Source organism: Streptomyces sp. NBC_00086 (assembly GCF_026343255.1).
Lineage (GTDB): Bacteria > Actinomycetota > Actinomycetes > Streptomycetales > Streptomycetaceae > Streptomyces.
Genome location: NZ_JAPELZ010000001.1, coordinates 6,617,480 through 6,639,464, shown reverse-complemented (window position 1 = coordinate 6,639,464; position 21,985 = coordinate 6,617,480). Strand labels below are relative to the sequence as shown.

Genomic DNA, 21,985 nt, shown 5'->3' with positions numbered 1-21,985 from the left:
CACATGTATCCCGGTGGTGTGAATTGCCCGTGTGGCGAGCGGGAGTTGACGATTACTCAGCGGAGTCGATCGTCACTCTCCGCGAAATCCGCCGGGGCTTGCGGGACATGGGACCGCCCGTGGAACCGCACATGGAACCGCATCGGCGCCGACTGCGTGACTCCTGTCGCGACCGCAGCCACGGCGCACGCTCTGCGCTAACTTGGAGTGATCGTCCGGTAACGCTCTTGGGGGCGCGCGTGAATGAGGCTTCCGGTGACTGAGTCCGCGTCGAACGGGGACGGCGCCGGCGACCGCGTCATCGCCGGACGCTACCGCCTGCTGGGCCCGCTCGGCCGCGGCGGGATGGGCATGGTGTGGCGCGCCCGGGACGAGGTCCTGGGGCGCGAGGTGGCCGTCAAGGAAGTGCGCGCGCCGGCTGGAATGGACGAGGCCGAGGTGGCCCGGATGTACCAGCGCCTCGAGCGGGAGGCCTGGGCCGCGGCCCGCGTCTCGCACCGGGGCGTGGTCACCGTCTACGACGTGGCCACCGAGGACGGCCGGCCCTGGATCGTGATGGAGATCGTACGGGGACTCTCGCTCGCGGAGGTCCTGGAGGGCGACGGGCCGCTCACCCCGCAGCGCACCGCGCACATCGGCGAACAGGTACTGGCCGCACTGCGCTCCGCGCACGAGGCGGGGGTGCTGCACCGGGACGTCAAACCGGGCAACGTGCTGATCGCCAACGACGGCCGGGTGGTGCTCGGCGACTTCGGGATCGCGAGCCTGGAGGGCTCCACCGCCATCACCATGACGGGCGAGGTGGTCGGCTCCCCCGAATTCCTGCCGCCCGAGCGGGCATTGGGGCACGAGCCGGGCCCCGGATCGGACCTGTGGGCCCTCGGGGTGACGCTGTACCTGGCCGTGGAGGGGGTCTCGCCCTTCCGCCGGGAGTCCCCGGTGGCCACGCTGCGGGCGGTGGTGGAGGAGGAGTTCCCGCCGCCCCTGCGGGCCGGGCCGCTGACGCCCGTCCTGGAAGGACTGCTGGTCAAGGATCCCGAGGAGCGGCTGTCGGCCACGGAGGCGGCCCGGATGCTGCGCATCGTCGGCGCGGGCGGGACCGTACGGGCCTCCGGCGGCCCGGCGTCCGGTCCCACGGCGGGTCCGGCGGCGGGGCCGGACGGCCCGACCTCCGTGGCGCAGCACCGGTACGGCCACCCCACCCCGCCGCTGCAGACGCCCGCACCGGGTACCGGGCAGGCGCCGCCACATCCCCCGGAGCCCGAGCGGAACGGGGCCGGGCTGGTGCTGACCGGCGGGATCGTGGTGCTGCTCGCGGTGGTGGTCCTGCTGGGGTGGCTGCTGCTGAAGGGCCGTGGCACGGGCGGAGACGGCGGAGACGGGGCGACGCCCACCCCGACCGTCACGCAGAACCTTTCCCCCTCCCCGACCCCCTCGCCGAGCGCCTCGCCCTCCCCCTCGCCTTCCCCTTCTCCTTCTCCCTCACCTTCGGCCACGCCGCCGGTCGGTATCACGGTGTCCGCCGTCCGGGCCCTCCGGGACGCCTACCGCGGTGACTGCCCGGCGCCCGCCACCAAGGCCCCCGCTTTCACCGCCACCGTCGCGGTGGACCGGATGCCGACGGTGGTGGAGTACCGCTGGGCCACGCGCAGCGGGCAGACCACGGGCCCCGGCTGGCAGACCCTCGCGTACCCGGCGGGCGGACCGGGGAGCGTACGCCTGGACCACACGGAGCTGACGCACTACCCGGACGCGACGTTCGAGGACGCGGTGCGGCTGGAGGTCCGGGCGCCTTCGGAAGCGGCTTCGGACTGGCTGGAGTTCTCGGTGACGTGCGAGGAGGAGACCCCGACGGGCGGGGCCTCCTCCCCGAGCACTTCCGGACCGACCGGCCCCCCGTCACCGAACCCGGGTCCGACGGCCAGTCCGTGACGCGTCGGGCCATCACGCGTCAGCCGTGACGCGTCGGGCCATCACACGTCAGGCCATCACGCGTCAGGCCGTGACGCGTCAGTCCGTGACGCGTCGGGCCGCCCTCCGGTGCGTCCTCAGACCGCGCCGGTGAAGACGGGCAGGTAGCCGCCGGACTGTCCGGCGGCGGTGGGGTGGTAGGACTCGCCGATGTTCAGCCAGTTGAGGCTGTGCAGCCAGGCGCTGCCGGAGCAGATCTCGTGCCCGGTGAAGGCGCCGGCGACCGAGGCGAAGGCGAAGCCGTGGTCGGCGGCGCGTTTGGCGATGGCGGCGTTGAGGTAGTCGGAGGCGCCGTTGATGGCGGTGCGCTCGCCCTCCGACAGCCCGGCCACGCAGGTGCCGTTCAGCTTGTAGAAGCGGGGATAGCCGAGGACGACCACGCGGGCGCCCGGGGACCGGCTGTGGATGGCGTTGTAGACCGTGTCGAGCTGGCCGGGGAGGGTGGAGTCCACGTACGCCTTGGCCTGGTTGACCCGGCTGACGCAGGTGGATTCGGACTGGAGCACACAGGTGGTCATGACGTCGGAGAACCCGGCGTCGTTCCCGCCGATGGTGATGCTGACGAGGTCGGTGCCGGCGTTCAGCGGTGTGAGCTGGCCGCTCATCACATCACCCGTACGGGCACCCGAGCAGGCGGCGAAGGAGAAGGTCTGGGGGGCGTGTGCGGCGGCCCAGAGGGCCGGGTAGGCGCGGGTGGTGCGCTTGCAGTTCCCGCTGGCGCTGTCGTAGTTGCCGGCGCCGACGCCGGAGGAGTACGAGTCACCGAGGGCGACGTAGCCGAAGTCGGCGGCGGCGGTCGCCTGGCCGGCTCCGAACAGGGCCGCGCCCGCGGCGAGTAACAGGGCAGAGGCCAAGGCGGCGAAACGAGGCATTTTCATGCTCATGTATGCGGCTCCTCGTGGGGGGTTACTCCGGAGTTACTCCTGAGTCCGTGGTACAAGGAGCCGAGGTCCGCTGGAAGTGTCCATGCCAAGAATGTTCGGGGCAGACATGCGGCGCGAATCTTCACCCGCACGGCGTTTGAAGAGGGAATCCCGCCACCCGATCCGGCGAAACACGGGTGCACGAGGGCAGTTCGTGCCGGATCATGGGCGCCATGCCAGCCAACCCTCAAGACGCACTGCCGATCCGGCTCAACGTCGACGACAGCGACTCCCCGTCGGACGTCGTCGACGCGCTGTTCCTCGGCCGTTTCGCGTCCGGCGAGCAGCCCTACTCGCACAGCGTGTCGATCGACCGGGTCAAGCCGGGCGTGACCCTGCTGCCGTCCGGAGCAACGGTGTTGCGCTCCGCCCGGGACAGCGACCGCAGCGCGACGCTCGCCGAGGGCCAGGGCTGGACCATGCTCGTCTCCCGCTGGAGCCGGGGGGCGGACGTCACGGTGACGGCGATCAGCGACGAACTGGCCGCCTCGACGCTGGAGGAGGCGACCGAGGGCGCGCAGGACGAGCCCGAACCGCAGCCCGAGAACGTCGCGATGGGGTTCTGGTACGTCTCCCCGCGCCGCGGCCCCTACCGCACGACCCGGCAGATCGCGGCCGGCACCTGGGAAGAGGTGCGGCCCAACTACACGGCTCCGGTGGCCGGGGCGATGGACCGGCTGATGAAGGTCACCCCGGACGACATCGCCGGCCGACTGCTCCTGCTCCACGGCCCGCCGGGCACCGGCAAGACCTCCGCCCTGCGCACGCTCGCCCGGTCCTGGCGGGACTGGTGCCAGGTGGACTGCGTGCTGGACCCGGAGCGGCTGTTCAACGACATCGGCTACCTGATGGACATCGCGATCGGCGAGGACGAGGGCACCGCGAAGAGCCGCTGGCGGCTGCTGCTGCTGGAGGACTGCGACGAGCTGATCCGCGGCGAGGCCCGGCACACCGCCGGGCAGGCGCTGTCACGGCTGCTGAACCTCACCGACGGCCTCCTCGGCCAGGGCCGCAACGTCCTGGTGGGCGTCACGACCAACGAGGACCTGGAGCGGCTGCACCCGGCGGTGGTCCGGCCCGGGCGCTGCCTCGCCCGCATCGAGATCGGCCGGCTGACGCACCGCGAGGCGGTGGACTGGCTCGGCACCGGCGAGGGCATCTCCCGCGAGGGCGCGACCCTGGCGGAGCTCTACGCCCTGCGCCGCGGGGCGTCGGGCCCCGCCGCCCTGCTGCCGCCGCAGGGCCAGGACGCGGACGCGGGGATGTACTTGTAGGCACGGCGGGTCCGGGTCCGGCGCCTGCGGGTGCGCCGCCGCCCACCGTCCCTGTGGCTCCGGGCGCCCATCGGCCTTAAGGCTCGGGGTGTCCATGAGCCCTACCGCGCGGGGCGCCCACGGTTCCCACCGCGCGGGGCGCGCACGGGTGCGGCGGGCACGGCGAGGACAATGAGGGCGCGGCCGAAGGCCCCCACCGGCCGCGCGCACCCTCGGGGGAACCACGAACAGGAGAACGCACCGTGCTCGATCCGGCGCAGGACAACCCCTTCCCCGACAGCCACGTCCTCGGCGAGGGCCCCGAGCCGCACCCGCAGCTCCAGCCGGTGCTCGGCCTCATCGGACGCTGGCACGGCCGGGGCAGCGGCGAGTACCCGACCCTGGAGCACGGGTTCCGGTACGAGCAGGAAATCACCTTCAGCCACGACGGCCGGCCCTTCCTCCGCTACGAGTCCCGCGCCTGGCTGATCGACGGCTCCGGCACCGCCCTGCGCCCCGCGGGGCGCGAGACCGGGTGGTGGCGCATCCTCCCGGACGCCTCGGTCGAGGTCACGCTCGCCCACCCGACGGGCATCGTCGAGACGTACGTCGGCCAGGTCTCCGGTACGGAGATCGAGATGGCCACCGATACGGTGGGGCTGACCCCGCGGGCCAAGGAGGTCACCGGCATGAAGCGCCGGTACGCGCTCCAGGACGGCGAGCTGACGATCGTGCAGGAAATGGCCGCGGTGGGCCAGCCGATGCAGCACCACCTCCAGGCCCGCCTGAGCCCGCGCAAGGACTGACCGGCGGGGCGAGGGCCCGCCCCCTGGCGTCAGCCCGCGTACCGCGCCCGCAGCGCGTCCAGCGCCGCCGCGGTCGCCTCGTCGAAGGTCAGGCCCAGCCGCCGCGCCCGCTCCGCGTAGGCCTGCGCGGCGGTGGCCGCCTCGCGGGCGGGCCCGTCGCCCGCCGCCGCCACGAAGCTGCCCGCCCGGCCGCGCGTCTCGATCACGCCGTCGGACTCCAGCGCCCGGTAGGCCTTGGCGACCGTGTTCGCCGCCAGCCCCAGTTCCTCCGCGAGCCCGCGGACCGTCGGCAGTTTGAACCCGGCGGGCAGCCGGCCCGCCCGCGCCCCGGCGGCGATCTGGGCGCGCAGTTGCTCGTACGGGGCGGCGGCGCCCGCCGCGCCGTCGATGCGGATCTTCAGGTGCGGAGAAGTCGAGGTCACGCGGCCGATTGTCCCCCATCCGCCGGGAAATTCGCAGGCGTCCGACCCTGCCGCACCCCTACCGTCACCCCGTGATCACAACCATCCGGGATCTGCGCCCCGACGACCCGACCGACGCCGAGTCCGTGGTCCGGGTACGCCGCGCCGCCCTCCCCTTCATGATCAGTACCGCCCCCGGGGTGGCCTTCGAGCTGGCCTCCGCGCACCCCGACAAGCGCTACCGCCTCCTCGTCGCCGAGAACGCCGACGGCCTCGTCGTGGGCACCGCCCAGGTCGGCATCGTCTACGACAGCCCCGAACCGGGCCAGGGCTTCGTCAACGCCTACGTCGATCCCGCCCACCGCGGACTCGGCGCCGGGACCGCCCTGCTGGGCGCGGCCGAGGAGCACCTGGGAGCCGAGGGCGCGCAGGACGCGTACGCCTGGGTCCTCGACGAGCCGCCGCACCGCGCCTTCGCCGAGCGGCACGGCTACCGCGCCTCCCGCTCCGCACACTTCCTGCGCCTCGACCTCACCACGGCCGCGCTGCCCGCCCTCCCCGGGACCCTGCCGGCCGGGGCCGAACTGTGCACCGGATCGGCTTTCGCCGCGGATCCGCGACCGCTCTTCGAGGCCGACGCGGCGGCGAGCTCCGACGAACCGGGCGACGTGCAGCAGGACTTCGACGATTACGAGGACTGGCTGCGGCACACCTGGAACCACCCCCACCTCGATCCGGACCTCACCACCGTGGTCCTGGTCGACGGCAAGGTGGCCGCCTTCACCGCCGCACACACGGACGGCGGCACCCGCTACTCCTCCGCGATGACGGGCACCCTGCGCCCGTTCCGCGGGCTGGGACTGGCCCGGGCGGCCAAGACCGACTCGCTCCTGCGGGCCCGCGCCGCGGGCTACACGGAGGCGTTCACCGGCAACGACACCGCCAACGGCCCGATGCTCGCGGTCAACAGCCGGTTCGGGTACGAGGTCTGCGCGACCGAGACCCGCTTCGCCAAGCAGCTGCCCACATCGGACAATTGACCGAAACCTCGATGAGCCGAGAGAACCCGAGAGAACCGGAGACACACCGATGACCGACCGGCCGACCGACCAGTTGACCGTCACCCTCACCAAGGCGGGCCGTACGAAGATCCGTTACCCGGCCGAGCTGGTGGCCGACACCGGCACCCGGATCACCGTACGGGCGCCCTGGGCGGCCCCCGGGGTACGGGACTTCGGCTTCGTCCGCTTCGAGCCGGGCGACGTGTTCACCGAGCACTTCTGGCGCGACCGCTGGTACGCGGTCAAGGAGGTGCGGACGGGCGAGGGCGTCCTCAAGGGCTGGTACTGCGACGTCACCCGTCCCGCGTCGGTGCAGGACGGGGTGATCCTCATCGAGGACCTGGACCTGGACCTGTGGGTGTCGGCCGACGGGAGCTCGGTACTGCGGCTCGACGAGGACGAGTTCGCCGAGAGCGGGCTCGCCGACACCGATCCCGAAGCTGCCGCCCAGGCGGTACGGGCCCTCGACGCCCTGGACGCCCAAGCCCGTTCGGCCGCGGGCCTGGGAGCCCTGCTGTCCTGACCCGGGAGCGGCGCGGCGCCGCCTCAGACCGCCGCCGAGTCCCCGGCATGCGCCGGCCGCGCGCTCCGGGCGGCCGGCTCCGGCTGCTCGGCCCCCTCGGGCTGCGCCCGCGGCACGGCCCGAACGTGCTCGGCGGCCTCGGCGGCCGTGTAGGAGGAGGCGAAGGTGAAGGCGTGCGGGGACGGCCCGTGCGCCCGCAGGTCCGCCAGCCGCTCCAGGGCCTCACCGACGGTCGGGACGTGCCCGGCGGGGACCCACCAGAGCACCATGTGCGCCTCGACGTGCCGTTCGAACCATTCGCGGCGCCGCCGCATGACCTCCAGGTGCCCGCTGCGGTAGGCGAAGTCCCACAGGGCCTCCTGGGTCTCCCACACCGACAGGTTGACGATGACGTTCTCGCCGGCCGGGCGCAGGCCGGTGGCGTCGGCCCCTCCCTCGTCCACGAGCCTCCACACGAACCCGGGCGCACCGTCGGCGGCGGCGTTGACCGGGTCGAGCATCTCGACGAAGGGCGCCACGCGCGGGTCGTCGAGCGGATGACGGAGCGTGGAGGCGTTGAGCTGGGCGAGGTGGGCGGCATGTGCGGATGCGGTCATGGCCTCATCCCACACGAGCCGCTTTTCTATGTCAATGGTCATTGTTTTTAGAAGCTTCGACCACCACGCAGCATTCCCCCGGCCGGGCGTCCATGCGGGCGCGGACGGGACCGTCCGCACCGAGCAGCCCTTCCAGCAGCGCGAGGTTCATGCCGCAGACGAGCGGCGGGAAGCGTTCGGCGACGGCGTGGAAGGGGCAGTTGCGCATGCGGACGACGCGTCCGGCCGCCTCGGCCGCCCCGGCCGCCCCGACCGCCCCCTCGGCGCCTCCGACGCCCCGAGCATCCTCGACCCCCTCCGCGCCCTCGCCATCCCCGGCACCTTCCAAGTGCGGTTCGTAGCCGCGGCCGCCCAGCACCTCCATCGCCTCTTCGAGGCCCGCGCAGGGCGCGGCCGAGCCGCGCAGGGCCTCGCCCCGGCGGCGGGCGGCCGCGCAGAGCCCGGCGTCCAGCCCCGCCTGCTCGGCGGCCTCGGCGAGCAGCTCGGCGACCGTGCGGTAGTCGCGGGAGGGCAGCGACACCGACCGCTCGACCAGCGCCCGCGTGTACACCTTGGCGGGACGGCCCGCCCCCGGCCCCGAACGGCCCGTCAGGCGGCGGCTGCCACTGTCCAGCAGCCCGGCCTCCGTCAGCCTGTCCAGATGGTGCGCGGCCAGCGTGCGCGCCACCCCGGCCGCCTCGGCGGCCTCGTTGCGGCCGACCTCACGGCCCTGCGCCACCACGTACTCGTACAGGCGGCGGCGCACCGGATCCTGCAACACCGCGATCACATCGATGTCCTTCATGGGGACATTCTAGGAACAACGCAGGTTGGAGATAGAAGGGCTGGATCCGCCGGGCCCGGACCCGGACCCCTTCCGAAGCTTGGCCCTCCAAGGGCTTCAGGGCCCTCCGGGCCCGCTACCTCAGCCCCCTCTTACCCCGCCCTTAACTGCGCCCTAAGGATCGGCTCCAGGGGCCCCAACCCGGTCGAACGCCGGGTTCGGACGGTTAGTTTGGCTGGGCCAGGGAGGGCCGGAGGCGGCGCCGCGGACCCGTGAGGGGCGGCGCCGCCCAGCCTCGGCCCTCCGGCGCACCCACGACTCGCGCAGCCCTGTGCCGTGCCCAGAGGAGATCCGCCATGCCCGCACGCCGTACCGCCGCCCGCATCGCCGCCGCAGGCCTCGCCCCGATCGCGGTGGTCGCGTACGCCGCCGTTCCCGCGGCCGCCCACGGTTCGATGACGGACCCGGTCAGCCGGGTGGCGGCGTGCTACGCGGAGGGCCCCGAGTCCCCCAAGTCGGCCGCCTGCAAGGCGGCGGTCGCGGCGAGCGGGGCGCAGGCGTTCTACGACTGGAACGCGGTGAACATCGCCAACGCGGCCGGTCAGAGCAAGGCGCTGATCCCGGACGGGAAGCTGTGCTCGGCGGGCAACGACAAGTACAGGGGGCTGGACCTGGCGCGCGCCGACTGGCCGGCGAGCCCGATGGCCGCGGGCGCGCACACCTTCCGCTACAAGGGGACCGCCCCGCACAAGGGCTCCTTCGAGCTGTACGTGACGAAGGACGGCTACGACCCGTCGAAGCCGCTGAAGTGGTCCGACCTGGAGGCCGCGCCCTTCGCGAAGGTCACCGACCCGGGCATGCAGAACGGCGACTACGTCTTCTCCGGCACCGTCCCGAACAAGACCGGCCGGCACCTGATCTACAGCGTCTGGCAGCGCTCCGACAGCCCGGAGGCCTTCTACACCTGCTCGGACGTGGTCTTCGGGAAGGACAACGGCGGGGGCGGCACGGGTGGCACCGGCGGCAAGCCCACGGCCGGGCCGAGCGCGAAGCCCACCTCGAAGCCCACCTCGAAGCCGAGTTCCGTGCCCTCGCAGCGGCCGTCCACGCTCCCCTCGGAGCTCCCCTCGGCCCCCACCGACGAGCAGATCTCCGCAGGCGCAGAAAAGTCCACGGTGGAGCACCACGGACACGGGGACAACGACCCGAAGACGAACGGCGGCGGCGCTCCGTCCCCGATCCCCTCGCAGAGCGGGACCAGCCTCGCCGAGACGGGCGGCAGCAGTGCCACCCCGGTGATCGCGATCGGCGGAGCCGGCGTCCTGGCCGTCGGCGCGGCCGTGCTGTTCGCGCTGGCCCGCCGCCGGGCGATCCCGGGCCGCCACGGCCGCTGACCCGCTACGGGTCGGTCACCGGCGACCGGTGACCGAGGGCGGGCGGCCCGCAGGAGGGGCCGCCCGCCGCGCCGTCAGGAGAAGACCGACGCGCAGGTGGTCCGCTTGGCGTGCGCCGGGTCGAGGGCGTTGGCCGCCTCGTGCCAGGCGATCCGGTCGGTGAGCCCGATGGCCACGTGCTCCGAGAGGTCCACCGCGCACAGGTCTTGGAGCAGCACGTTGCGGACGTTCGGCCCGGTGAGGAACTGGCTCCGGTAGGGGGTGACCACCTCGTCGTAGCGGGTGGCGATCACCGTGTACGCGACTCCGGGGACGGTGTCCCCGCCCTCGTTCAGCTTGTTCTGGAAGGGCGATCCGGCGATCTGGTCGGCGAGGCCCGGGGTGGCCGTGCTGATCAGGTCCCCGGCTCCGGGGAAGTACGGGAGGAGCTTGGTGAGGCCGAGCAGGGTGGTCCCGTGGTTGTCGGGGGCGAGCCCGACCAGGGCGTTGACCTTGGCGGCGCCGCCGAGGAACTTCAGGTAGTAGCGCGGCATCATGCCGCCCTGGGAGTGGCCCACGAGGTCCGTCTCGGCCGCTCCCGTGGCGGCGAGCACCTTGTCGACGAAGACGTCGAGCTGCCCGGCGGACGCCTCGATGGGCCCGAGCCCGTTGAAGAAGGGGACGCCGGGCAGCTGCCCGTAGTCGAGGGAGTAGACGCAGTAGCCCCGGTGGACGAGGTACGGCGCGAAGCCGAGCCAGTTGTCGACGGAGTTCCCGAAGGTTCCGTGGACCAGGACCACGGGCCGGGGGTGGGCGGCGGACGGTTTGCAGGACCAGTTGTTCCAGCCGCTGCTCGGCGCCGAGGCGGCCTGGGCCGCTCCGGTGGGGGCGACGAGAGCGGCTGCGGTCAGGGTGAGGACGGCCAGCGGGCGGAGCAGGCGTCTCCAGGGCAGCATCGTGTGATCTCCTTGCGGCTCAAGGGGAGTAACGAGGGATGGCGCGGGAAGTACGTGGGGGTGCATCCCGTGATCCGGATCACAAGAGGGTGCTGCAGCCGCCAAATTACGGGCGAGTAGCAAAACTGGGAAGTTACGCGGCGGTAAAAACTGCGCGGTCCGCTCCGACGGCCGTCATCCGTTCGGCCCACCCCTGCTGCGCCCCGCGCCCGGTACGCCGAGCGTGTGAGACATGACCCAGTCCACCCACACAGACCCAGGGCAGTCCGGCGGCTTCCTCGCCGAGATCAAGGACGCCGTCACCACCCGGGCCGCTCTCCTGGTCCTGGGCGTACTGGCGCTCCAGCTCGCCTTCATCACCTCGTACATCGGGGCCTTCCATCACCCCAAGCCCAGCGAGATCCCCATCGCGGTGGCCGCGCCCGCCGAACCGGTCGCCGCGCAGACGGCGAAGCAGCTCTCCGCGCTGCCGGGCAAACCGCTCGATCCCCGTGCCGTACAGGACGAGGCGACGGCGCTGCGGCAGATCCAGAACCGGGACGTGGACGGCGCGCTGATCATCGACCCGGCCGGCAAGACCGACAAGCTGCTGGTCGCGAGCGGCGCCGGGGCCTCCCTGTCGCAGGCCCTGGAGGAGGTCGTCGGCCTCGTCGAGAAGACCCAGGGCCGCACCGTGACCGTCGTGGACGTGGCCCCCGTGGCCGCCGGCGACGGGCGCGGCCTGAGCGCGTTCTACCTGGTCGTGGGCTGGTGCGTGGGCGGCTACCTGTGTGCCGCGATCCTCGCGATCAGCGCGGGCGCCCGGCCCGCGAACGTCCACCGCGCCATCATCCGGCTCGGCGCGCTGTTCGTGTACGCCGTCGCGGCCGGACTCCTCGGCGCGGTCATCGCGGACCCGATCCTGGGTGCGCTGCCCGGCAGCATCTGGGGCCTGTGGGGGCTCGGCGCCCTCGTCGTCTTCGCCGTCGGCGCGATCACCCTGGCCTTCCAGGGCCTCGCGGGGGTGGTCGGCATCGGCCTGGCGATCCTGCTGGTGGTGGTGCTCGGCAACCCGAGCGCCGGCGGCGCCTACCCGTACCCGCTGCTGCCGCCGTTCTGGAAGGCCATCGGCCCGTGGCTGCCGCCGGGTGCGGGCACGTACGCCGGGCGCTCGATCGCGTACTTCAAGGGCAATGACATCACCGGACCGCTGCTGGTCCTGAGCGGCTGGGCGGTGCTCGGCTCCGCGATCACGCTGGCCTGTGCGGCGGGCCGCAGGGGCAAGGCGGGAGCGGCGGTGGGCAGCGGGCTCCCCGAGGGTCCGGACGCCCTGCCGGAGCGGGAAGTCGTGCGATGAACAACCCGGTCCAGGCCCGCAACCGCATGGGGCCGGCCGAACAGGCCGTCTCGGTCAAGCGGATGGAGCCCAGCGCGCAGGCGCAGCTGGGCCCCCTCGGCCTCACCGGCTTCATCGTCGTCACCACGCTCGCCACCGGCATCGACGCGGGCATCTTCCCCGAGCACCTCAGCCACTCCGTGCTGCCGCTCGTCGGCTTCTTCATCGGCGGGCTCGCCCAGCTGCTGGCCGGGCTCTTCCAGGCGCAGCGCGGAGACACCTGGCACGCCACCGTCTTCGGCGGCTTCGGGCTGTTCTGGATGTCGAAGGCGCTCCTGATCCAGTGGGTACTGCCCGCCACGGATCCGGCGCTGCGCGGGGACGTGAGCGCGCTGTTCACGCTGCCGTGGGTGTTCGTGGTGTTCGTGCTGTGGATCGGCAGCTGGCGGATCCACCTGGTGCTGCTGTCCACCTTCACGTGCGTGCTGGTGGTCTTCGTGGCCATGACGGTCAGCGGGTTCACCGGCTCGGTGATCTGGAACCGGATCACCGGCTGGAGCGGGCTGCTCGCCGCGCTCGGAGCCACGTACCTGCTCGCCGGGCAGATCATGGCGAGCACCTGGGGCCGCCAGGTGCTGCCGATGGGCCGCTTCCTCGCTCCCGAGGAGCACCCGGAGGCATGACCACAGCATGATCACGACCACATGATCACGACCCTCGCGGTGGAGAACTACCGCTCCCTGCGCAAACTCATCGTCCCCCTCGGCCGGCTCACCGTGGTGACGGGCGCCAACGGCACGGGCAAGTCCAGCCTGTACCGGTCCCTGCGGCTGCTGGCCGACTCCGCGCGCGGCGGCGCCGTCGCGGCGCTGGCCCGGGAGGGCGGGCTGCCCTCCACCCTGTGGGCCGGCCCGGAGAAGACGGGGCGGGCGGTGCGCGAGGGCCGGTACGCGGTCGAGCCGACGGTCCGCTCCGAACCGGTGAGCCTGCGGCTCGGGTTCGCCGGGGACGAGTTCGGCTACGCGGTGGACTTCGGCCACCCGCAGCCGGTCCCGAACTCGCTCTTCGGCCTGGACCCCGAGATCAAACGCGAGTGCACCTGGGCCGGGCCGGTGCTGCGCCCCGCCGCCCTGCTCTCGGACCGTGCCGGGCCCGCCGTGCGCACCCGTACCGCGGACGGCGGCTGGCACCGCACCCAGGGCGCCCTGCGCCCGTACGACTCCATGCTCAGCGAACTCGCGGACCCGCAACTGGCCCCCGACCTGCTGGCCCTGCGCGAACTGATCCGCTCCTGGCGGTTCTACGACCACGTCCGCACGGACGCCGAAGCGCCGGCCCGCACCCCGCGCGTCGGAACCCGTACGCCGGTCCTCGCCGCGGACGGCTCCGACCTTCCGGCCGCGCTCCAGACGATCCGGGAGACCGGCGACCACGCGGCGCTGGACGCGGCCGTCGAGGCGGCCTTCCCGGGCAGCAGCGTGGCGGTCGCGGAACGGGACGGCCGCTTCGAGCTGGAGCTGCACCAGCACGGGCTGCTGCGCCCGCTGGGCGCGGCGGAACTCTCCGACGGGACCCTGCGCTACCTGCTGTGGACGGCCGCCCTGCTGACCCCGCGCCCGCCCGCCCTGATGGTGCTCAACGAGCCGGAGACCAGCCTCCACCCGGACCTGCTGGGCCCCCTCGCGGACCTGATCCTGACGGTGGCCCGGGACACCCAGACGGTGGTGGTCACGCACGCCGCCCCGCTGGCACAGGCCCTGGCATCGGGGGTCCACCGCCACCGCGTGGACCTGCAGACCATCACCCTGCTCAAGGACTTCGGCCAGACCGAGGTGGCGGGCCGCGAGGGCCCCCTGGACGAACCCCTCTGGTACTGGCCGAAGCGGTAGGGCCCGGAACCTCAGCCGATGTCCACCACGCGGGCCCACTCGGGCGGCAGGTCCGGCACGTAGTCGGGATCGTCCTCGGCCCACGATCCGCCCGGCCGGTCCCGGCGGAACAGCCCCACCACCGTCCGGCACGGCGGCCGCGAGCTCGGCCAGGGCGTCTGCCCGTCGGTCAGGACCACGATCACGTCCGGCCGGGGCGCCGAGCGCAGCGCCGTGGCGAACCCCGTGCGCAGATCCGTACCCCCGCCGCCCAGCAGCGGGATCCCCTCGGCGAGGCACAGCGGATGGGCGATCCGGGCCGAGGCGTCGCACGGCACCACGGTGACCAGGTCCCGGCGGCCGCCCACCGCGCGGGAGATGGCGGTGACTTCCAGGAGCGCGCTGCCCAGTTCGGCGTCGCTGACGGACCCGGAGGTGTCGATGACCACGCTGACCCGGGGCGGCCTGCGCCGCAGGCTCGGCAGCACGGCGCCCGGCACCCCGGCCGAACGCCGCGAGGGCCGGCTGTACGTGTAGTCGTCGCCCGCGCCGGATCCGGAGGTGGCCGACCGGACGGCCGCTCCCAGCAACTCCCGCCACGGCTGAGGCGGGTGGAACACCTCCTCCGCCCAGCGCTTCCAGCCCTTCGACGCCCTTCCCGGCCGGCCGGTGATGCCCTGCGCCACCCGGAAGCGGACCGCGTCGCGTTCCTGCTCGCTGAGGCCGTCCGCGCCGTCCGCGCCGAGGTCCCACTCCCGTTCCAGCCCGTCGGCGCCGCTCCCGCAGTCCAGCCAGGCCATGTGCTGCGTGTGCGGCCCGAGCCCGAACTGCGTCAGGTACTCCTCCATGAGCTCCCCCTCCCGCAGTCCCACGGCCGCCGGCTGGACAGCGCCCTCGGGCCGGACGAGCCCGTCGCCGTAGGCGTCGTCGTTGATCTCGAAGTCGGCCGCGATGTTCATCCGCAGCCGCTCCCCCGGGCCGGTCAGGCCTTGCTCCCGCGCGACCCGGTCCCCGCGTCCGTGGTGGTCGCGCAGCAGGTGGGACACCTCGTGCACCCAGACCGCGGCCAGTTCCTCCACGGGGGTGCGGTCCACGAAGCCGGGCGAGACGTAGCACCGCCAGTGCCGGTCGACGGCCATCGTCGGCACCCGGTGCGATTCCACGACGTGCAGGGCGAACAGCGCCGTGGCCAGGTACGGCCGCACGCGGACGGCGTGCAGCCGGGCGGCGTAGAGCTTGTCCAGGTCCAGCCTCACGGGCGAGGCGGGCGAGGCGGGCGAGGCGGGCGAGGCGGGCGAGGCGGGCGAGGCGGGCGAGGCGGGCGAGGCGGGCGAGGCCGACGCTACGGGCTGCGCCCCGGTCGCGGGCGTTGCGGGCTTCACGGCCGTCACCGGCCCGCCTTGACGGGCACGCCCGACCGGGCCGCCGCCCGGTCGGCTCGCCGGGACAGGGCCACGGCCCCGGCGAGCCGGTCGATCGCGGCCGGTACCTCCCAGTCCTCGCGGCGCAGCGCGGCGAGCGTGGCCGCGGGGACGACCACCAGGTCCGGGGCGCCGGTTTCCAGTGCCCGGGCCAGGAGCGTCCACGCCGCGTCCCAGCGGGACTTCTCCGGGCGCCCGCGCACCGCCTCGACCACACCGTCGAGCACGGCTTGGCGCAGGTCCCCGCGCTCGGGCAGCACGGCGGCCGCCGGGTCGGCGAGCAGCGTCTCCGGGTCCGGGAGGTCCATCCGGTCGAGGCTCGCCAGGAGTTCCAGCCCGGGGCCGTCTCCGACGGTTCCCCTGACCAGCAGGGAGAGCACTTCCCGGGAGGAGCCGGCCGCGGTCGCGAAGGCGATCAGGCAGAGGGCCATCTCCCAGCTCCGGGGAGAGGGCCAGGGACCGCCCCGGCGGGTTTCGCCGGAGGGCAGTCGGTGGACGAGCTTGGGCCGCGCGGCGAGCAGCCCGCACACCGCGCGGCGGGCGAAGTCCACGGCTTCCGGGAGCCGTTCGGGGTCCAGCCGGGGCAGGGTGGCGCGGGGCCAGGTCCCGCCGAGGCCGCGTACCACCACCTCCTGGTCGTGCGTCCACTGGAGGTGGACGAAGCGGTTGGCCAGGGGCGGGCTCAGCTCCCAGCCGTCTGCGGCGGAGGACCGCGGATTGGCCGCGGCCACGATCCGGACCTCGGGCGGCAGCCGCAGGGCGCCGATCCGCCGCTCCAGTACGAGGCGGAGCAGGGCCGCCTGCACGGCCGGCGGCGCGGTGGACAGCTCGTCGAGGAAGAGCAGCCCCCGGCCGGCCCGTACCAGGCGCACGGCCCAGTCCGGCGGCGCCATCGGCACTCCCTGCTCCGCGGGGTCGTCCCCGACGATGGGCAGGCCGGAGAAGTCGGACGGCTCGTGCACGCTGGCGATGACGGTGGTCAGCGGGAGGTCGAGGGACGCGGCGAGCTGGGTCAGGGCCGCGGTCTTGCCGATGCCCGGCTCCCCCCACAGGAGGACGGGCAGGTCGGCGGCCACGGCCAGGGTCAGGGCCTCCAGTTGGATGTCGGGGCGCGGTTCGGTCGTCGTGTCGCGCAGCAGGGCCAGCAGCCCTGCGGCGATGTCGAGTTGGGTGGCGTCGGACTGGGCGGGCTGGGCCGGCGGGGCGGTCTGGGCATGGGAACGCATGGGGAATCACCTTTGGGTGTGCGGCGGGAACGGGAAGGGGGGCGTGCAGGAGGCCGGGTCAGCGGCGGTTCGCGCGCCGCGGATGCGAGCGCTCGGTGCGGCCCTTACGGGGGGAGCGGTAGCCGTCGTGGGTGGGACCGGCGCCCGGCCCGGCCAGGCCCGCCCGGAACAGCCCGTGGATGACCCGCCGGAGCGCGGCCGCCTCCAGTTCGTCCCGCAACGGGCCGTCGCGCAGCAGCGCTCCGGGACCGAGCAGTCCTTCTACGACGGCCAGGGCGCCGGCGGTGTCGCCGTGGTCGAGGCGTTCGCGGACGCCGGAGAGGGAGTCCGGACGGCGGTGCGCCTCGTCGATGGCCCGCAGGCAGGGCAGCGGCGTACCGGTCAGTGCGACCAGCAGTTCCTCGCGGCGGATCTCGGCCGGGTCGTGGTCCAGCGGGGCCAGCACCCCGTCCACCAGGCCGATCCGGTGCCGGGCGCCCCGGCAGTCCACCAGGCGCGGCCCCCTCACCGGGTCCGCGGCTCCGGCGGGCCGCGGCGGCGACCAGTCCGGTACGAGGGCCCGGCCGACCAACGGGTGCAGCCGGCCGGCGTCGATCGCCCCGGTACGGAGCAGTTCCAGGTCGGGCAGCACCCAGGTCGCCGCGTCGGGCAGCGCCGGCGGGGCGGGGGCACCCGGATCCACGGGCGCGGCTGCGGAGATCTGCACGTCGCCGTCCCCGTCGCCGCGCAGGTGCACGTACAGCCGGTGCCGGGCCCCGAGCCGCACGGTGACCGTACCGCCGGGGCGTCCCTCGGCGCGTAGCACGATCTCCGCCTCGGCCGCCCACCGGTCGACGGCGCAGCGGGGCACCGCGGGCGGCGGCCCCGGCAGGCCGGGATCCAGCTCGGGACCCGCTTCGCCGAGGTGCCGGTCGGCCCCGGACCTGGAGCGCAGCTCGTCGCTCCGGCGGGCGTCCCACAGGTGGCGGTGCAGGTCGAGGCGGAACCGCGGATGGGGGTGCGGATGGGGATGCGGACCGGCCCCCGGAGGACGCCGGGCGGCGTCCTCGGAGCGGGCTCCGTCCCACAGGGCGAGGCTGATCCGCTGCCCGTACTCCGCCCAGGCAGGCGGCGTACGGGCCACGAGGTGCACCGGGCCGGGCCCCGCGTCCCCGTACCGGGCCAGCCCGATGGTCAGCCCGGGGCGCAGCAGTCCGTCCGGGGCGATCCTCGGCAGGTGCCAGCGCAGCAGGTCCGGGGCCAGGTGGCGCAGATCGGCCCGGATCCGGGCCGCGAGGTCGCGGCCGTGGGTGCGCGCCAGGACGCGCAGGTCGAAGTCCACGTCGACGCCGGCCGCGGCGCACGCCCCCGCCCAGTCACCGGCGGAGCGGCGGGCGGTCGCGGTCTCGATCATGGACGGCGGCACGGCGAACTCGCGCACGCGCAGCCAGAAGGAAGGGCGGAAGGAAGCCCCGTTCGCGAGGTGAGTGAGCATCAGCACTCACCTTGCGCGGACGGGACCCCCGATCTCTGAGTACGGGAAGTCGTCATCGCGGCGAGACTAACGCCCCGCCCCGCGGCCCGCCAGGCATTTCTCGACCGGTCGGCTCAGCCCAGCGGAGCGAGCATCGCGCCGGCGTTGCCCAGCGGGTGGCGGCCGACCGCCTTGCCGAGGACCACCCCCGCCCCGTCCGCACAACAGCCCTTTCCCCTCAGGGCCGTTCGGCCACACACCTGTCGCCCACCAGTCGTGATCGTGTTACATCCGGCGCCTCGGGCGGGCCGACCGGCGGGGCCGGCCGTCCGTATCGCCGAAGGGCCGGACCCAGTCCGAGTCCGGAACCCCCAGATAGCGGCAGGCGAGCCCGACTTCGCGCGGGTACACGTGAAAGTCGATCCGCCGGCCGTCGGGAGCCCGATACTCCAGCACTCGCATTCCCGGCCACCAGCTCCCCCGGACGACCGCGCGGCCACCGACGGGCAGGGCCACCGCCGGGCGCAGCGGCGACTTGAAGGCCACACCGATGCCGCCAGGTCCGGTGCCGAGGTCCCCTTGCGCGAAGAACCGGCGGCGGACCCCCTGTCGCCAGCGGGCCTCGCACCGCACGGCCACGACGACCCCTGCCGCGAGGGCTGCCCGGCGTTCGTCCGCCGTGCGGCGCAGGGACCTCCTCCCGATCCAAGCGGTGACCACCGCCGACACGATGATCAGCGCCCCCAGGGACGCCGCCTCGGCCAACGCATCCATTCGGTTCCCCCCGCAGGCCCACGCATGAGTGCGGTCAACCTACCCGGCCCGATGGACCACCTCGCCCGCCACCACCACCGTTTCGGCCACCGTTCCGGGGATCTGTTCCGGGGCCACCGCGAGGATGTCGCGGGACAGGATCACGAAGTCGGCCGCCTTGCCGACCGTCAGGGAACCCCGGTCGCCTTCAAGGAAGTTGGCGTACGCCGAGCCCATCGTGTAGCCGTACACCGCCGTCCGGGCGTCCACCGTCTCCTGCTCCTGCCACGGGTCGCCGCCACCCAGCGGGCGCCGGGTCAGCGCCGTGTAGATGCCGACCATCGGGTCCATCTCGGCGACGTTCCAGTCGCTGGAGAAGGCCAGGACCGCCCCCGCCTCGGCGAGGCTCCGCATCGGCCACGCCTTGTGCCAGCGGTCCTCCCCCACGTTCTCCGCCCAGTCCTGGCCCGGACCGGCGATCTCCGGCGCGCAGTGCCGGGGCTGCATGCAGGCCACCACGCCGAGCTGCCGGAAGCGCGGCACGTCCTCGGGGTCCAGGCATTCCACGTGCACCACCTGGTGGCGGGCGTCGCGCGGGCCGTTGACCGCCCGTGCGTGCTCGACGGCGTCGAGGACGGTACGGATGCCCCGGTCGCCCGTGGCGTGGACGAAGCACTGGAACCCGCGCGCGTCCAGCCGGGCGAGCAGGTCCGCGAACTCCTCCGCCGGGTAGAAGGTTTCGCCCCGGTGCGCCCCGCAGCCGGTGTACGGCTCCAGCAGCGCGGCCGTGCGCGGCTCCACCACGTCGTCGATGTAGAGCTTGAGGGGGCCCACCCGGAAGCGGTCCCCCGCGTGCACCTTGGCGGCCGCCTCGAAGAGGTCGAGGTCCTCCTCCGTGGTGCCGCGCGGGTGGAACAGCGCGGCGACGATCCGCGAGCGCAGCCGGCCCTCGGCGCGTGCCCGGTCGTACAGCTCCAGGTCGTCGAGGGAGTTCTGCGGTTCCACGACGGTGGTGATGCCGAAACCGATCGCGTCGTCGAGGCTCTTGGCGAGGCGCCCGTACTGGCGGTCCGGGGAGGCCCACGGCACCCCCAGGTCGCGCAGGGCGCGGTGGCCGTCGCGCGAGAGCCCCTTGATGGCGAAGTCCTTGACGAAGCCGGTGGGCTCGCCGGTCTCCGGGTCCACGGCGGCCGTGCCGAAGGGCAGGTCGGTACGGTCCTTCGCGACGCCGAGCCGGCGCATCGCCGCCGTGTTCAGCCAGGCCGTGTGGACGTCGTACGAGAGCACGATCGCGGGGGTGTCCCCGGTGACCGGGTCCAGGTCGGCGGCGGTGGGCATGCGCCCGCCGGGGATCGCGGAGTAGTCGAAGGCCTCGGCCTCGATCCACTCGGCGTCGGGGTTGGCCTCCCGCCACGCGCCGATCCGGTCGAGGATCGCTTCGAGCGTCCGCACCCCTGCGAGCTGCACGCACGCGTCGTCGGAGCCGAGGCGGACGTGGTTGTGGGCGTCGATGAACCCCGGGAGCACGAGCCGGCCGCCCGCGTCGATCCGCTCGGTGTCCGGGCCCGCCCAGTCGGCGGCCTCCGCGTCCGGGCCCACCCAGACGATCCGCCCGTCGCGCACGGCGAGGGCTTCGGCCTCGGGCAGCTCGGGGTCGACGGTGTGGATGCGGGCTCCGGTGAGGAGCAGATCGGCGGGGGCGGCGTGTGACATGGGGTGGTGCTCCTGTGCAGAGGGGGTACGGGAAAGCAGACGGCGGGGAGGGAAAGCCCTCAGGCGGCCGGGAGGGGCCGGAAGGAGGCCCCGGACGACCGGGAGGGGAGGCCCTCAGGCGGCCGGGGGGGAAGGCCCTCAGGCGGCCGGGGCGTAGGCGGGCACCCGGCGGGCGAGGGCCCAGTACGTGAGCCCGGCGACCACCGAGCCGAGCAGGGTGAGGTCGGCGCCGCCGAGCGGGGCCACGAGCGGCCCGGTCCACAGCTCGGAGTCGCAGGTCAGGGCGGCGAAGGCCATGCCGGCGAGCAGGGCGGTCATGCCGGCGGGGTGGTAGCCGGAGCGGTACCAGTAGGCGCCCCCGCTCCCGGCGTGCAGCGCGTCGGAGTCGTAGCGGCAGCGGCGCAGCAGCATGTCGGCGAGGAAGACGCCGCCCCAGGGGGCGAACACGATGATCAGGAGGGAGAGGAAGGACAGCAGCGAGGTGGTGAAGTCGGTGAGGAAGAGCGCGGCGAGCGATCCGGCGGCGGTCACGGCGGCGCTGACCACGATGGCGCGGGCCCGGCTCCACGGGATGCCGAGGACCTGGAGGTTCAGGCTGGAGGAGTAGAGGGTGATGATCGAGTTGGTGACGGAGCCGCCCAGGACCAGGGCCAGGAACAGCGGCTGGAACCAGCCGGGCAGCAGGCTCTCGGCCCCGGCGACGGCGTCGGTCATGTCGGTCTGGGTGGCGGCGGCCACGCCGGCGATCCCGAGGGCGACGGAGGAGACGAACCCGCCGAGCGCACCCATCCAGGTGATCGACTTCAGCGAGGTGGTGCGGGGCAGGTAGCGGGTGTAGTCGGCGGGCATCGGCAGGTACGAGAACGGCCCGGCGAGCATCACGACGAAGGCCAGGCTCCAGCCGGACAGGCCGGGGGCCAGGGCGTCGGCCGGGGCGGTGGTCTCGGCTCCGGGCAGGACGAAGACCAGCAGGGCGCCGAAGCCGACGGCCAGGACGTAGGCCATCCAGCGCTCGGCGAACTGCACGGTGGCGTGTCCCCACATGGCGACGGCGAAGGTCAGCGCGAGGGTGATGCCGAGCGCGGCGGCCCGGATCAGGGTGCCTTCGCCCAGGCCGATCTCGGCGAAGAACACTTCCAGGGCCAGGGTGCCGACGACCGTGTTGACGATGGTGTAGCCGATGCTCACCACCCAGTTGAGGACGCCCGCCGGCCAGTTGCCCCGTACGCCGAAGGCGGCCCGGGAGATGACCAGGGTCGCGGTGCCGGTGCGGATGCCGCTGAGGCCGGCGGCGCTGATCGCGAAGAAGGACAGCCCGCTGATCACGACCACGGCGGTGGCCTGCCAGAAGCTGAGGCCGAAGGCGACGGCGAGGGCTCCGTTGATCACGTAGGTGAAGGTCAGGTTGGAACCGAACCAGAGCCAGAAGAGGTCCTTGGCCCCGCCGTGGCGCTCGGCGTCGGGGATGGGGTCGATGCCGTGCGTCTCGACTCTGAAGACCTCGTCGACGGCGACCGTCGTCTCCTGGTGTGCCATGCGTCTGCCCCTGACCTTCGGCGGTGAACCGTGAACCGTGAACCACGAACCGTGAACAGACCTTGAACGGCGTT

General features: G+C 73.7%; 20 protein-coding genes. 9 read left to right on the top strand and 11 right to left on the bottom strand.

Going from position 1 to position 21,985, the window contains the following annotated elements:
* Positions 1-255 precede the first annotated feature (255 nt).
* Positions 256-1,932, top strand: a complete 1,677-nt coding sequence (locus OG276_RS30095; RefSeq protein ID WP_266910002.1) for a serine/threonine-protein kinase — start codon at positions 256-258, stop codon at positions 1,930-1,932.
* A 116-nt stretch (positions 1,933-2,048) separates the two neighbouring features.
* Here the strand turns inward: OG276_RS30095 and OG276_RS30090 are convergent, their stop codons facing one another.
* The gene (locus tag OG276_RS30090) at positions 2,049-2,849 is read right to left on the bottom strand and encodes an SGNH/GDSL hydrolase family protein (RefSeq protein ID WP_266913238.1); all 801 of its coding nucleotides are present in this window, start codon (positions 2,847-2,849) and stop codon (positions 2,049-2,051) included.
* A 218-nt stretch (positions 2,850-3,067) separates the two neighbouring features.
* Between OG276_RS30090 and OG276_RS30085 the strand changes: the two genes are divergently transcribed.
* Both OG276_RS30085 and OG276_RS30080 read left to right on the top strand, forming a co-directional pair.
* Positions 3,068-4,168 (top strand): DUF5925 domain-containing protein, encoded by a 1,101-nt coding sequence (locus OG276_RS30085; protein ID WP_266910000.1) that lies wholly within the window; start codon positions 3,068-3,070, stop codon positions 4,166-4,168.
* Between the two features lie 242 nt (positions 4,169-4,410).
* Positions 4,411-4,953: an FABP family protein gene (locus OG276_RS30080; protein WP_266909998.1), complete on the top strand. Its 543-nt coding sequence runs from the start codon at positions 4,411-4,413 to the stop codon at positions 4,951-4,953.
* A gap of 29 nt (positions 4,954-4,982) precedes the next feature.
* On the opposite strand, the gene OG276_RS30075 is transcribed toward OG276_RS30080, so the two are convergent.
* A complete protein-coding gene (locus tag OG276_RS30075; RefSeq protein ID WP_266909996.1) occupies positions 4,983-5,375 on the bottom strand; it encodes a GntR family transcriptional regulator in 393 nt (130 codons plus the stop codon).
* A 71-nt stretch (positions 5,376-5,446) separates the two neighbouring features.
* On the opposite strand from OG276_RS30075, the gene OG276_RS30070 reads away from it, so the two are divergent.
* Positions 5,447-6,394: a GNAT family N-acetyltransferase gene (locus OG276_RS30070; RefSeq protein ID WP_266909993.1), complete on the top strand. Its 948-nt coding sequence runs from the start codon at positions 5,447-5,449 to the stop codon at positions 6,392-6,394.
* Positions 6,395-6,443: 49 nt separating this feature from the next.
* Positions 6,444-6,938 (top strand): DUF402 domain-containing protein, encoded by a 495-nt coding sequence (locus OG276_RS30065; RefSeq protein ID WP_266909991.1) that lies wholly within the window; start codon positions 6,444-6,446, stop codon positions 6,936-6,938.
* A gap of 23 nt (positions 6,939-6,961) precedes the next feature.
* On the opposite strand, the gene OG276_RS30060 is transcribed toward OG276_RS30065, so the two are convergent.
* Together OG276_RS30060 and OG276_RS30055 are read right to left on the bottom strand one after the other, a co-directional pair.
* A complete protein-coding gene (locus OG276_RS30060) occupies positions 6,962-7,534 on the bottom strand; it encodes a DUF3291 domain-containing protein (RefSeq protein ID WP_266909989.1) in 573 nt (190 codons plus the stop codon).
* A 31-nt stretch (positions 7,535-7,565) separates the two neighbouring features.
* On the bottom strand, positions 7,566-8,318 hold the full coding sequence (locus OG276_RS30055; RefSeq protein ID WP_266909987.1) for a metalloregulator ArsR/SmtB family transcription factor: 753 nt from the start codon (positions 8,316-8,318) through the stop codon (positions 7,566-7,568).
* Positions 8,319-8,653: 335 nt separating this feature from the next.
* Between OG276_RS30055 and OG276_RS30050 the strand changes: the two genes are divergently transcribed.
* Positions 8,654-9,691: a lytic polysaccharide monooxygenase gene (locus tag OG276_RS30050; protein ID WP_266909985.1), complete on the top strand. Its 1,038-nt coding sequence runs from the start codon at positions 8,654-8,656 to the stop codon at positions 9,689-9,691.
* Positions 9,692-9,765: 74 nt separating this feature from the next.
* Here the strand turns inward: OG276_RS30050 and OG276_RS30045 are convergent, their stop codons facing one another.
* On the bottom strand, positions 9,766-10,626 hold the full coding sequence (locus tag OG276_RS30045) for a triacylglycerol lipase (RefSeq protein ID WP_266909983.1): 861 nt from the start codon (positions 10,624-10,626) through the stop codon (positions 9,766-9,768).
* A 232-nt stretch (positions 10,627-10,858) separates the two neighbouring features.
* On the opposite strand from OG276_RS30045, the gene OG276_RS30040 reads away from it, so the two are divergent.
* Genes OG276_RS30040 through OG276_RS30030 form a run of 3 tightly spaced genes read left to right on the top strand, consistent with a single transcriptional unit; the run spans position 10,859 to position 13,830 of the window.
* On the top strand, positions 10,859-11,962 hold the full coding sequence (locus tag OG276_RS30040; RefSeq protein ID WP_266909981.1) for a DUF3533 domain-containing protein: 1,104 nt from the start codon (positions 10,859-10,861) through the stop codon (positions 11,960-11,962).
* Entirely contained in the window at positions 11,959-12,624 is a 666-nt protein-coding gene (locus tag OG276_RS30035) for an acetate uptake transporter (RefSeq protein ID WP_266909979.1), read from the top strand. The genes OG276_RS30040 and OG276_RS30035 overlap by 4 nt, the downstream gene beginning before the upstream one ends.
* A 21-nt stretch (positions 12,625-12,645) precedes the next feature.
* On the top strand, positions 12,646-13,830 hold the full coding sequence (locus OG276_RS30030) for an AAA family ATPase (protein WP_266909977.1): 1,185 nt from the start codon (positions 12,646-12,648) through the stop codon (positions 13,828-13,830).
* Positions 13,831-13,841: 11 nt separating this feature from the next.
* On the opposite strand, the gene OG276_RS30025 is transcribed toward OG276_RS30030, so the two are convergent.
* The 6 genes from OG276_RS30025 to OG276_RS30000 form a co-directional block, all read right to left on the bottom strand.
* Positions 13,842-15,065, bottom strand: coding sequence for a VWA-like domain-containing protein (locus OG276_RS30025; RefSeq protein ID WP_266913236.1), 1,224 nt, complete (start codon positions 15,063-15,065; stop codon positions 13,842-13,844).
* A gap of 131 nt (positions 15,066-15,196) precedes the next feature.
* Positions 15,197-16,456, bottom strand: coding sequence for a MoxR family ATPase (locus OG276_RS30020; RefSeq protein ID WP_266909975.1), 1,260 nt, complete (start codon positions 16,454-16,456; stop codon positions 15,197-15,199).
* A gap of 58 nt (positions 16,457-16,514) precedes the next feature.
* Positions 16,515-17,930 carry a hypothetical protein gene (locus OG276_RS30015; RefSeq protein WP_266909973.1) on the bottom strand — a complete coding sequence of 472 codons (1,416 nt, stop codon included), beginning with the start codon at positions 17,928-17,930 and terminating at the stop codon, positions 16,515-16,517.
* A 264-nt stretch (positions 17,931-18,194) separates the two neighbouring features.
* Positions 18,195-18,683, bottom strand: coding sequence for a hypothetical protein (locus OG276_RS30010; protein ID WP_266909971.1), 489 nt, complete (start codon positions 18,681-18,683; stop codon positions 18,195-18,197).
* Between the two features lie 39 nt (positions 18,684-18,722).
* Positions 18,723-20,375: an amidohydrolase gene (locus OG276_RS30005; protein ID WP_266909969.1), complete on the bottom strand. Its 1,653-nt coding sequence runs from the start codon at positions 20,373-20,375 to the stop codon at positions 18,723-18,725.
* A 138-nt stretch (positions 20,376-20,513) separates the two neighbouring features.
* Positions 20,514-21,911, bottom strand: coding sequence for a cytosine permease (locus OG276_RS30000; protein WP_266909967.1), 1,398 nt, complete (start codon positions 21,909-21,911; stop codon positions 20,514-20,516).
* Positions 21,912-21,985 lie beyond the last annotated feature (74 nt).